This is a genomic window from Cryobacterium sp. RTC2.1 (assembly GCF_035018685.1).
Lineage (GTDB): Bacteria > Actinomycetota > Actinomycetes > Actinomycetales > Microbacteriaceae > Cryobacterium > Cryobacterium glucosi.
This window is the reverse complement of sequence record NZ_JASJXJ010000123.1, coordinates 1-12,250: the sequence shown is the minus strand read 5'-3', so window position 1 is coordinate 12,250 and position 12,250 is coordinate 1. Positions and strand designations below refer to the sequence as shown.

Here is a 12,250-nt window from a genome sequence, read left to right as displayed (position 1 = left end):
GTACGCGGCATCCGCTCACGGCTGAGCGACGGGGCGGCGACGAACGGTTGCACCATGACCCGAAAGTATCCGGCGATGACCTCGTGGACGGGGCCACAACACCAGACTGGGGACGCGTCGCCGTGCGCGACGACGGTGGAGGACGAGCCACCGAACCGCCGGAAAACTGTCGGGAAACCCGTCGGTTCGTTTAAAAAAGGGGGGCGGCACCTATTGGGGGGAACAGGTGCCGCCTCGGCATCACGCTGATTGGGGGGAACCAAACGTGATGCAGGTCAAAACTTTCGTTCGGACGAGTCCAAGTGTATAAGGAAAATCAAGATGCGCAAGTCCCCCGTGTCCTCATAAATGAGGACACGGTGACGCGGCCCCCATTCAGGGGTGACCTCGGGCGATCCCGGAGAGTTCTCCGGGGAGAGAGCCGCTCCGCAATTCCCCGCAACGTGAGTTCGCGGATCGTCAGGGTATGGTGCACGAGGGGCTTGTTACGCACCCGGCCGTCATCGCAAAGGAGCGACAAGCTATGAGCGTTCAGATCGACCACCTTCTCAACGAAACCCGCAGGTTCGCACCGACTGCCGAGTTCGCGGACCAAGCCATCGGCACCGCGCAGCTCTACACGGATGCCGCGAACGATCGCCTCGGATTCTGGGGCGATCAGGCCCGCGAGCTGCTGCACTGGCACAAGCCGTTCACCACCGTGCTCGACTGGACCAACCCGCCGTTCGCGAAATGGTTCGAGGACGGGCACCTCAATGTGGCCTGGAACTGCCTCGACCGGCACGTGCTCGCGGGCAATGGCGACCGGGTCGCGCTCTACTTCGAAGGCGAGCCAGGAGACTCCCGCGCGATCACCTACGCCGAGTTGACGGCCGAGGTGAAGCGCGCTGCGAATGTGCTGACAAAGCTCGGCGTGCAGGCCGGGGACCGGGTCGCGATCTACCTGCCGATGATCCCGGAGGCGGTGATCTCGATGCTCGCCGTCGCCCGGATCGGCGCCGTGCACTCGGTCATCTTCGGCGGCTTCAGCGCTGAGAGCCTGCGCTCACGAATCGACGACGCGAACGCGGTGCTCGTGATCACCGCGGACGGCGGCTACCGCAAGGGCCGCGTCACGCCCCTCAAGCCCGCGGTCGACATGGCGCTGACCGGTGTGCCGACGACCGTGCGCAACGTGCTCGTCGTCAAGCGCACCGGCAACGACGTGGAGTGGACCGACCGCGACCTGTGGTGGCACGACGAGCTCGCGAGCGTCGACGCCGAGCACGAGGCCGAGGGTTTCCCCGCCGAGAATCCGCTGTTCATTCTCTACACCTCCGGCACGACCGGTAAGCCCAAGGGCATCCTGCACACGAGCGGCGGGTACCTCACCCAGGTCGCCTTCACCCACAAGAACGTCTTCGACCTGCACCCCGAAACGGATGTCTACTGGTGCACCGCGGACGTCGGCTGGATCACGGGTCACAGCTACGTGACCTACGGCCCGCTCGCCAACGGGGCGACGCAGGTCCTCTTCGAGGGCACCCCGGACACCCCGCACCCGGGCCGCTGGTGGGAGATCGTCGAGAAGTACAAGGTCAGCATCCTCTACACGGCGCCCACCGCCATCCGCACGTTCATGAAGCTCGGCCGCCAGATTCCCCAGGGCTTCGACCTGTCGAGCCTGCGGCTGCTCGGCTCGGTCGGCGAACCGATCAACCCCGAGGCGTGGATGTGGTATCGCGAGGTGATCGGCGGCAACGTCGCCCCTGTCGTGGACACCTGGTGGCAGACCGAGACCGGCGCGATCATGATTTCGGCGCTTCCCGGGGTCACCGTCGCGAAGCCGGGCGCCGCGCAGGTACCGATCCCCGGGGTGTCGATCGACGTGCTCGACGAGGCCGGCGTGCACGTGGGCCACGGTAACGGCGGGCTGCTCGTCGTCACCGAGCCCTGGCCGTCGATGCTCCGCGGCATCTGGGGCGACCCGGAGCGGTTCATCGAAACGTACTGGGAGAAGTTCGGTGAGGAGAACCCGCGCTACTTCGCCGGCGACGGCGCCCGCCTCGACGAGGACGGCGATATCTGGCTGCTCGGCCGGGTCGACGACGTGATGAACGTCTCCGGGCACCGGCTCTCCACCGCGGAGATCGAGTCCTCGCTCGTGTCGCACCCGATGACGGCCGAGGCGGCCGTGGTCGGCGCGCACGACGAGACGACCGGCCAGGCCGTCGTCGCATTCGTGATCATCAAGTACAGCCACCTCGAGGAGTCCTCGCACGAGGACATCCAGGCGGTGCTGCGTGCGCACGTGACGCAGCAGATCGGCGCGATCGCCCGGCCCCGGCAGATCTTCATCGTGAACGAGCTGCCGAAGACCCGCTCGGGCAAGATCATCCGCCGCCTGTTGCAGGACGTCGCAGAGGGCCGCGAAATCGGCGACACGACGACCCTCGCCGACACCTCCGTGATGCAGGTGATCAAGAACACCCTGGGGTAGCCGGGCCGGCCGGACGAGGGGGCAGTGAGGGTTTTCACAAGCGGCCCCCCTATCGTGGGGACAATGCCTCGTCTTCCCTCGTCCGGACGCCTGGTCGCGCTCGACGCCCTCCGCGGTGTCGCCGCGGGCATTGTGCTCGTGCACCACGTCTCGATGACCGCTCCCGGCATCGCGGCCGCATACCAGTCGACCGTCGGCGTCGACACCGGTTCGGCGGGCTGGTGGTCGACCCTGACCCCGCTCAAGTTCCTCGTCGCCGGCCCCGAGTTCGTGCTGGTCTTCTTCGTCCTCAGCGGTTTCGTGCTCGTACGCTCACCGCTCGCGAGCCGGGCCGCGAGCACGGCGAACGGGCTCGCCGCCCGCGGCTACGACTGGGTGGCCTATTACCCGCGCCGCATCATCCGCCTGGCGATCCCCGTCGTCGTGTCCGTCGCCCTCGCCGCCGCGTGGATCCTCCTCGTGCCGCGTGCGGGCATCGACGTCGGCGGCAGTTGGCTCAAGCGGCAGGACAATCCCGACATCGGCCTCCCCAACCTGCTCGGCGAGGCGAGCGTCATCGGCGGCTCCGGCCGGCCGGACGTCAACCCGCCGCTCTGGTCGCTGACCTGGGAGATGTGGTTCTCGCTTCTGCTGCCGATCTGCGTGCTGCTCGCCGTCGCGACCCGCCGGCTGCCCGCGCTCTGGGCGGCGGCGTTCCTCGCCGTGAGTGCGACCGGGTACGTCACCGGCATCGAACCGCTGATGTACCTGCCCGCGTTCGGCCTCGGCGCCCTGCTCGCCGCGAACCACGAGTCACTCCGCGTCTGGGCGGCCCGGGTCGCCGCACGACGCGGCGGCACCGCCATCTGGATCGGGCTCACCGCCCTCGGCCCCGCGCTGCTCGTGTCGCACTGGCTGCTGCGCCCGCAACTCAGCGGGCTCTGGGGCGACCTGACGCTCGCGCTGCGGGTGCCCGGCGCCGTGCTCGTCGTCGCCGTCGTCGCGCTCTGGCCCCCGCTGCAGCGCCCGCTCTCCGCCCGGCCGCTGGTCTGGCTCGGCCAGGTGAGCTTCAGCCTGTACCTCGTGCACTTCCCGGTCGTCGTCGCCTTCGGCACGATGTTCGGCCCTGGCCGCTGGTGGCTCGGCGCGCTCGTCTCTGTGCCGCTCAGCCTCGCGCTCGCGCAGCTGATGTACCTGTGGGTCGAGCTGCCCTCGCAACGCCTCGCGAATTGGACGGGCCGGTGGGCGAGCGAGACGGCCGGTGCGCTACGGAGGCGCGGCGGCAGGCGAACGGATGCCGCGGCATCCGCCGCCCCCACCTCTCCCGTGCCCGAGAACGAGCGCGCGAGCGCCTAAGCGAACGAGACGATGAGCTCCACCTCGACGGGCGAGTCGAGCGGCAGCACGGCGACGCCGACTGCCGACCGGGCGTGCACGCCGCGGTCGCCGAAGATCTCGCCGAGCACCTGCGACGCCCCGTTGACGACGCCGGGCTGGCCGGTGAACCCGGGGTCGGATGCGACGAACCCGGTGACCTTGACCACCTGCGTGATGCGGTCGAGCGACCCGATCACGGCCTTGATCGCGGCGAGGGCGTTGAGCGCGCACAGGCGGGCGTACTCCTGGGCGTCCGCGGCGGGCACGAGACCGTGGCCGTCGCCGACCTTTCCGGTCTCCGGCAGCACGCCGGACACCATCGGCAGCTGGCCGGAGGTGAAGACGAGGTTGCCAGAGACGACAGCGGGAACGTAGGACGCCACCGGGGGAACCACACTCGGCAGGTCGATTCCCAGTTCGGCGAGACGCGCATCAATGATCGACACGATCAGGCCTCCTTCACGACGGGACGCTTGAGGTATGCGACGAGGCCGCCCTCCGGTCCCGGCACGACCTGGACGAGCTCCCAGCCGTCCGATCCCCAGCTGTTCAGGATGGCGGCGGTGTTGTGGATCATCAGCGGGGTGGTGAGGTACTCCCAGGCAGGCATAAGACTCCGATTCAGGCGGTTTTACAGATTTGTCCCTTACGCTCAATTGTATGTCTGCCAAAAATCGAACGGTCAGCGGCTCCCTGGGCGGTCTCCTGGGTTTCGTTGGAATGAGTGCAATCGTCGGTGTTCTCGTGACGGCCGCGGTCACTCCCGCTCTCGCTTTGTCGGGCATGGCTGCCACGAACACGATCAACGTCTTCGAGAACCTGCCCGACTACCTGAAGATCGACCAGCTCTCGCAGAAGAGCAACATCTACGCGACCACGAGCACCGGCGCCCCCTACCTCCTGACCTCGTTCTACGACCAGAACCGCGTCGAGGTCGCCTCGGATGCGATCAACCAGTTCGTCAAGGACGCCGCGACCTCCGGTGAAGACCCCCGGTTCTACGACCACGGCGGCGTCGACCTGCAGGGCACCGTCGGCGGCCTCGTCTCGACCCTCGCGGGCGGCGGCACTCGCGGTGGTTCCTCCATCACCCAGCAGTACGTGAAGAACGTGCTCGTGCAGAAGTGCGAAGTGCTCACGGATGCGCAGAAGAAGTCGGACTGTTATGACGCGGCCACCGCGACCACTCCCGACCGCAAGCTCAAGGAGATGCGCCTCGCGATCGGCGTGGAGAAGAAGTACGCGAAGGACGACATCCTCCGCCAGTACCTGAACATCACCGGCTTCGGCGGCACCGTCTACGGCATCGAATCGGCCGCGGAGTACTACTTCGGCGCGACGGCGGCGACGCTGACGCTCCCGCAGGCCGCGAGCCTGGTCGCGATCGTGAACAACCCGGTCAAGTTCCAGCTCGACCAGCCGGACAGCGCGACCAACGGCGCCGCGAACGGCTACGCCGCGAACAAGGACCGCCGCGACTACATCCTCGACCAGATGCTCAAGTACGGCAAGATCAACCAGGCCGACCACGATGCCGCGATCGCGTCGGCCATCGAGCCCAGCATCCACGAACCCTCGACCGGCTGCCAGACCGCCGGCGGCAGCGCGTACTTCTGCGACCTCGTCGTAAGTACTCTGCAGAACAACCCGGTCTTCGGCGCCGACGACACCACCCGGATGGCCAACTTCCGGCGTGGTGGGTTCAACGTCTACACGACCCTCGACTTGGACCTCCAGCAGGCTGCTGAGGCGACGATGAAGGCCAACGTCCCCGACACCTTCCCCGGCTGGGACGTCGGCGGAGTGGCCGTGAGCGTCGGTGTGGGCACCGGGAAGGTTCTCGCCATGGCGCAGAACAAGGACTACAGCCAGGACCCGGCCGTGCAAGCCACCGGCGCGAACTACACGGGGATCAATTACAACACCAACGTCGACCAGGGCGGTTCGCACGGGTTCCAGCCCGGATCGATGTACAAGGTGTTCACCCTCGCCGAGTGGTTGACCGAGGGTCACTCGCTCAATGAGCGGGTCGACTCCCGTATCAAGTCGAACTGGGGCCCCTTCCGGGACAGCTGCGCGACCGGCGGCACCGTGAGCTTCCCCGGCTACAACCCGAAGAACGACTCGTCGTCCGAGACCGGCGCCAACTACAGTGCGCTGCAGTCGACGATCGGGTCCATCAACACCGGTTTCATCGGCATGGCGAAGAAACTCGACCTGTGTGCCATCCGCAAGACCGCCGAGGCCTTCGACGTCACGCGCGCCGACGGTGCCCCGCTCGAGCAGGGTGCCTCAGCGGTGCTCGGCACCAACGAGGTCGCGCCCCTGAGCATGGCGGTCGCCTTCGCCGGCATCGCCAACAAGGGCGCCACCTGCAGCCCGATCGTGATCGACCACATCACCGGCTCCGACGGAGCCACACTCCCGGCGCCGACAAGCGACTGCCACCAGTCAGTCGACCCCAACGTCGCGGCCGGCATGACGACCGCCATGCAGCAGGTCATGGGATCGGGGGGAACTGCCGCCGCCTCGAACGCGGCCACGAGCCCGAAGGTCCCGATGATCGGTAAGACCGGTACCACCGACGGCAACAAGGACACCTGGATGGGCGGCGCAAGCAGCAAGGTCGCGACCATCGTCGGAGTGATGAGCGTCACCGGCGACAAGGACCAGCGCAACACCACCTTCGCGAGCGGCCAGGCGGCCACCGCCCGGCACCGGATGTGGCCGGTCATCATGAGCGTCGCCAACGCCAAGTACGGCGGAGACGCGTTCCCCGCCGCGACCGGAACGATCGTCAATGCGGTTCAGATCCCCATCCCGGACCTCCGCGGCAAGAGCATCAGTGAGGCCCAGTCCACCCTTGAGGCGGCCGGCTTCCTGTTCGTCGACGGCGGCCCGATTGACTCGGAGCTCCCGGGCGGCACTGTCGCCAAGACCGACCCGGCAGGAGCAACAAGCACGAGCCGCGGCTCGAGCGTGACCGTGTACACCAGCAACGCCTCGCAGATCGTCGTGCCCGACGTCGTGGGCAAGAGTGAGGGTGAGGCTCGATCGACGCTCGGCAAGTTCGCCGTCGCGAAGACGGACGGCGACACCACCGATCCGACACAGGTGGGCAAGGTCATCTCGATGTCCCCGGCGGCCGGTGGCGGAGCCAAGCCCGGTGACACCATCACGATCGTGATCGGAAGGCTCGCCGCCACCAACGGCAACGGCAAGGCGGGCGGATGAGTACCCTCGGCACCGGGGCCAAGGCCCTCCTCGTCGGCACGGGCGCGCTAGCCGCGGCCGGTGCCGGCGCGTTCGCCTGGGGATCTCTGCTCGAACGTCGGATGTTCACCCTGCGTGAGGCATCCGTGCCCGTGCTCGCCCCAGGCTCGAAACCGATCCGTGTGCTGCACATCTCGGACCTGCACCTCGCGCCCTGGCAGAAGGACAAACAGGAGTGGGTGCGCAGCCTCGCCGCGCTGAAGCCCGACCTCGTCGTCGACACCGGAGACAACCTCGGCCACACGGATGCCTTCGACGCCCTCGCGTACACGCTCGAGCCGTTCGCGGGGATCCCCGGGATCTTCGTCAACGGTTCCAACGATTTCTGGGGACCGCAGCTGAAGAATCCGTTCCGGTACTTCGGCGGACCGTCGCTGCTCAAGGCCGCCCCGCAGAACCGGCTCGACACCGACCGTCTGCACGGGATCTTCGCGAATCTCGGCTGGAACGACATCAACAATGCCGCGGAGGCTCTCGACATCAACGGCACCCACCTCGAGCTCTTCGGCGTGGACGACCCGCACATCGGACGCGATCGCCTCGACCTGATCACCCGGGCCGTCGACGACCTCCGCGGTGACGACCCGCTCGGCGACGAGACCTGGCCGGACTCCGCGGAGCACCGCGAGCCACGGCCGACGGTCACGATCGGCGTCGCGCACGCGCCGTACCGCCGGGTGCTCACCTCGTTCGTGAACCACGGCGCGCAACTGATCCTCGCGGGGCACACCCACGGCGGCCAGGTCTGCGTGCCCGGCTTCGGCGCCCTCGTCACGAACTGCGACATTCCGCGGTCTCAGGTCAAGGGGCTCAGCCTCTGGGGATCCGGACTCCGCAGCGCATACCTCAACGTTTCGGCCGGCCTCGGCACGTCGATCTACGCCCCGGTGCGCTTCGCCTGCCCGCCCGAGGCGACCCTGCTGACCCTGACCGCCTCGTCGTAGGCGGCGCTCACGGGATCCGTTCGGGGGCTGCACCGAGCATCCATGTGCATGGGGTTATACTTGACACGGCTTACGGGCCATCGGGGTATGGCGCAGCTTGGTAGCGCGCGTCGTTCGGGACGACGAGGTCGCAGGTTCAAATCCTGTTACCCCGACAGCAAAACACAGAAACGGAAAACCCCCACTCGCGAGAGTGGGGGTTTTCTGCTGTGCGCAGGGCGGGCATCCGCTTGGTGAATGCGATCACCCTCGGCCTTGACTCGCATGACTACTCGTGCGAGAGTAAACGCATGTCATCGATTCGCCTGTTCATTCTCGGCTCCCTCGCCGAGCGCGGACCGATGCACGGCCACCAGCTCCGCCTGCTCGCCGAGGAGGAGCACGTGCACATGTGGACGGACATCTCCGTCGGCGCGGTGTACGGGGCGATCAAACGCCTCGCGACCGAGGGGCTGATCAGCGTGGCCCACGTCGAGCGCGAGGGCCACTACCCCGAGCGACAGGTCTACGAGATTTCGGATGCCGGGCGCCGGGACCTCGCCGCGCTCCGGCTCGAGGGGTTGCGCACGATCGTGCTCAAGCCCGACCCGTTCGACCTCGCGATGACCCGGCTCGACCCCGACCGCCTCGATGAACTCCCCCTGATGATCGAGGCACGCCTGCTCGCCCTGCGCGCCATGCTCACCGATTCCGAAGCCACCACGGCGCACGCCCTCCCCTATCTCACCGCCAGCGAGAGTTTTGTCATGCAGCACAAGGCAGCCCGCCTGCGCGCCGAGATCGCCTGGCACGAACACCTCGTCACCGTCCTCCCCGACATCGTCGCGGACGAACTAGCCCGAAAGGCCGACTGACCATGTCAGACACCAACGCTCCGACCTCCACCGGGGCCGGCACCGGCACGCCCGGCACGCCCGGCGCGACCAACAGCCACGGCACGCCCGGCACCCGACCTCCCGTCGTGATCCCCCGCCACGCGTGGCAGGCCCTGATCGTGCTGCTGGCCGGCATGTTCATGGCGCTGCTCGACACCACGATCGTGAACGTCGCCCTGCCGACCATCCGGGAGAGCCTGAACGCCTCAGAGGCGACGCTGTCCTGGATCATCTCCGGGTATGCGCTCGCGTTCGGGCTCGCGCTCATCCCCGCCGGGCGCCTCGGCGACCGGATCGGCCACAAGTGGGTCTTCTTCACCGGGCTCGCGCTCTTCACCCTCGCGAGCCTCGCCTGCGGCCTCGCGCAGAACGACCTGCAGATGATCATCGCTCGCGTCGTGCAGGGCCTCGCCGGCGGTATCTTCGTGCCCGCCGTCACAGCAGTGATCCAGCTCCTGTTCCCGCCGATGGCGCGCGGCAAGGCGTTCGCCATCATGGGCTCGGTCATCGGCGTCTCGACCGCGCTCGGCCCGATCCTCGGCGGCCTGATCATCCAGGCGTTCGGCGACGAGAACGGCTGGCGCCTGGTGTTCTGGGTCAACCTCCCGATCGGCGTCGCGGCGCTCATCGCCGCCGTGTTCATGCTCCCCGCCGGCGCCGAGCGCGACCCGAACAAGCCGAGCTCGGGCATCGACTTCGTCGGGCTCGTGCTGCTCTCCGGCGGCCTCGTCGCCCTCCTCGTGCCGCTCATCGAGGGCCAGGACCAGGGCTGGCCACTATGGACCTACCTCACCCTCGTCGCCGGCGCGCTGCTCCTCGCCGCGTTCGGGGCCTGGGAAGTCAACTACACCCGCCGCGGCAAGAGCCCGCTCGTGCCGCCGCACCTGTTCTCGCACCCGGCCTTCTCCGGTGGAGTCGTGCTCGCGCTCGTCTACTTCGCGGCGTTCACAAGCATCTTCTTCACGATCTCGATCCTCTGGCAGGCGGGCCTCGGCCACACCGCCCTCGAGTCCGGGCTCGTCTCGATCCCCTTCGCGATCGGCAACATCGTCGGCGCCTCGCAGAGCAACCGGCTCGCGCAGCGCCTCGGCCGCACGGTGCTCGTGATCGGCGTGACCCTCGTCACGACCGGCCTGATCTGGATCTACCTCGCCCTGCTCCTGATCGGCCCGTCGATCACCAACTGGGAGCTGCTGCCGCCGCTGCTCATCGCAGGCCTCGGCAGCGGATTCTTCATCGCCCCGAACGCGCAGTTCATCGTCGCGACCGTCGACCGCGCAGAGGCCGGTGCCGCGAGCGGTGTCGTCGGCGTGATGCAGCGGGTCGGCGCCGCCGTCGGCATCGCCGTGATCGGCAGTGTGCTCTTCGGCAACCTCGTCGTCGCCGGGCCGGGGAAGGACGCGCTGGCGTCCGCATTCACGACCGCCGCGACGGATGCGATGGCCGTCAGCGCCGCGTTCAGCGTGCTGGCGCTGCTGCTCGTCTTCGTGCTGCCGAAGCGGGTCGACGCGCACTTCTAGCCCGCGGCATCCGCCCGTCGCGTCGCACGCGGCATCGCGTCGGCGTTCGACGATCGGATGCAGCGGGTCAGCCGACCCGGGTGAGCTCGGTGAACGACATGGTCGCGTTCGAACCGTTGATGCAGGTTTGGTACAGCAGGCCGTAGCCGCGCGGGATGGAGTCGGTGCGTTCGGTGTTCGCGTTGAGAACTGCGACGACCGCGCCGACCCGGTAGGTGCCCGACCGCACCCCGGTCAGCGCGATGAGAGTGCCGTCCGCCGGGAAGTGCGACCCGCCGCACGACCAGTGCTCGGCGATCACCGCGACTCCGTAGTTGCCGCTGAGGTCGACGGCACCCTGGCAGCTGTCGATCTCGGCCTGCCAGCCGCTCGTCCAGACGTATTTTGTGTAGGTGGGCACGCCCTGCGCGGCGGCGGATGCTGCCGCTTCCGCCTCCGCAACGGCCTGCGCGGCCGCGGCGACCCGTGCCGCCTCGGCAGCAACGGCCGCAGCTTCCGCGACCCGCGCCTCCTCCGCAACCCGGGCAACCTCCGCGACCCGGGCGACTTCGGCAACCCGGGCAACTTCCGCGACCCGTGCGACCTCGGCGATGCGCGCCGCTTCTGCGATCCGTTCCGTCTGCGCGGCGGTGGACTGCGTGGCGCCGAACGCGAGCCGGGCCGCCGCCCCGGGGAACCCCGGCCGAGGGGACTGCCAGTCGACGAGACCACGAGAGGGACCTTTCCGGTCGAGAGTGACCGGCACAAAGGTCACTCTCGACCGGAAAGGTGTGCGCTGCAGGTTCGCGTACCGGCCGGACCCCACGGCGCCGACCGCCGAGTCGGACGAGTCGGAGGAGCCGGAGGAGCCGGTCGCGACAGCGGCGGACGCGGAGGCGGGGTCGGGCGCGGGGGCATCCGCTGTAATGCGGGCCGCGGCGAACGTGGGCGTCGCCGCGACGAGCACGAGGCTCACGGCCCCGACGACGCGGGCACACCCGCCGACCGTTCGGCGAAACCACGACCGGTGTTGTGGCGCGTCCATAGCAACCTGCCCGTGCCGCCCCTGTTCGGGTGGGGGCGGCCCAGTCAGTAAATCCCGGTCAGCGGGACGTGACTACCCCTCAGCTTCTTCCCCGAACAGGGGTATTATGCCGCGGCGTCCGCGGGGTCCGCACGCAGGTCGGCCACGATCTCGAGCGAGCGGATGCGCCCCACAAGCGTCGCGGACTGCGCACTGAGCATGAGCTCATCGGCCCCTGTGGCATCGAGGAGCGCCGTGAGCCGGGCATCCACCTCGGCCGGGGTGCCCACGGCCTGGCGGCGATTCCGTGACGCCACGAACGAGAGCTCATACTCGGTGAAACGGTAGGCGAGCGCCTCCTCGAACGACACCGGAGCGGGCTTCTTGCCCTGCCGCATCCGCAGGAACGTGATCAGCCCGGGCAGCGACTCCCGGCGCACCACTTCGGGGTCGTCGTCGCTGATCAGCCCGACCGCGATCATCGCGTGCGGGGCGGCCAGGAACGCGCTCGGCTCGAAGTGCGCCCGGTACAGGTCGAGGGCTTCCTCGGTGTGCTCGCCCGCGAAGTGGTGCGCGAACGTGAACGGCAGCCCGAGCGCCCCGGCGAGCTGCGCGCTGAACCCGCTCGAGCCGAGCAGCCACGTCTCCGGGGCATCGCCGAGCCCCGGGTAGGCCGTGATGCCGCGCAGTGGGTTATCCGCCGCCATGCCGCCGTGGAAGAACCCGATCAGGTCCACAAGCTGTTGCGGGAAATCGTCGACACCCAGCCCGGATTCGCTCCGGCGCAGGGCGAGCGCCGT

General features: G+C 68.5%; 10 protein-coding genes and 1 tRNA gene. 7 read left to right on the top strand and 4 right to left on the bottom strand.

Annotated features, from left to right (window positions below; genetic code table 11):
• Positions 1-523: 523 nt before the first annotated feature.
• Positions 524-2,479, top strand: a complete 1,956-nt coding sequence (acs, locus tag QN357_RS14175) for an acetate--CoA ligase (protein WP_322189316.1) — start codon at positions 524-526, stop codon at positions 2,477-2,479.
• Positions 2,480-2,542: 63 nt separating this feature from the next.
• Positions 2,543-3,814, top strand: a complete 1,272-nt coding sequence (locus QN357_RS14170; RefSeq protein WP_322189314.1) for an acyltransferase — start codon at positions 2,543-2,545, stop codon at positions 3,812-3,814.
• Here QN357_RS14170 and QN357_RS14165 read toward each other — a convergent pair.
• Entirely contained in the window at positions 3,811-4,281 is a 471-nt protein-coding gene (locus tag QN357_RS14165; RefSeq protein WP_134449663.1) for a RidA family protein, read from the bottom strand. The genes QN357_RS14170 and QN357_RS14165 overlap by 4 nt on opposite strands.
• A gap of 2 nt (positions 4,282-4,283) precedes the next feature.
• A complete protein-coding gene (locus tag QN357_RS14160; protein WP_166787392.1) occupies positions 4,284-4,445 on the bottom strand; it encodes a DUF4177 domain-containing protein in 162 nt (53 codons plus the stop codon).
• A gap of 110 nt (positions 4,446-4,555) precedes the next feature.
• Between QN357_RS14160 and QN357_RS14155 the strand changes: the two genes are divergently transcribed.
• From QN357_RS14155 to QN357_RS14135, 5 genes are all read left to right on the top strand, one after another.
• On the top strand, positions 4,556-7,069 hold the full coding sequence (locus QN357_RS14155; protein WP_322189311.1) for a transglycosylase domain-containing protein: 2,514 nt from the start codon (positions 4,556-4,558) through the stop codon (positions 7,067-7,069).
• Complete coding sequence (locus tag QN357_RS14150; RefSeq protein WP_134449665.1) at positions 7,066-8,052, top strand: metallophosphoesterase; 987 nt, start codon at positions 7,066-7,068, stop codon at positions 8,050-8,052. Before QN357_RS14155 ends, QN357_RS14150 begins: the two co-directional genes overlap by 4 nt.
• Before the next feature lie 81 nt (positions 8,053-8,133).
• Positions 8,134-8,207: transfer RNA gene (locus tag QN357_RS14145), tRNA-Pro, on the top strand.
• 135 nt (positions 8,208-8,342) lie between these two features.
• Entirely contained in the window at positions 8,343-8,906 is a 564-nt protein-coding gene (locus tag QN357_RS14140) for a PadR family transcriptional regulator (RefSeq protein ID WP_322189308.1), read from the top strand.
• A 2-nt stretch (positions 8,907-8,908) separates the two neighbouring features.
• Complete coding sequence (locus tag QN357_RS14135; protein ID WP_322189306.1) at positions 8,909-10,447, top strand: MFS transporter; 1,539 nt, start codon at positions 8,909-8,911, stop codon at positions 10,445-10,447.
• 67 nt (positions 10,448-10,514) lie between these two features.
• On the opposite strand, the gene QN357_RS14130 is transcribed toward QN357_RS14135, so the two are convergent.
• Both QN357_RS14130 and QN357_RS14125 read right to left on the bottom strand, forming a co-directional pair.
• The gene (locus QN357_RS14130; protein WP_322189304.1) at positions 10,515-11,471 is read right to left on the bottom strand and encodes a hypothetical protein; all 957 of its coding nucleotides are present in this window, start codon (positions 11,469-11,471) and stop codon (positions 10,515-10,517) included.
• Positions 11,472-11,575: 104 nt separating this feature from the next.
• On the bottom strand, positions 11,576-12,250 hold a 675-nt coding region (locus QN357_RS14125; RefSeq protein WP_323505069.1), incomplete at its 5' end, for an MsnO8 family LLM class oxidoreductase.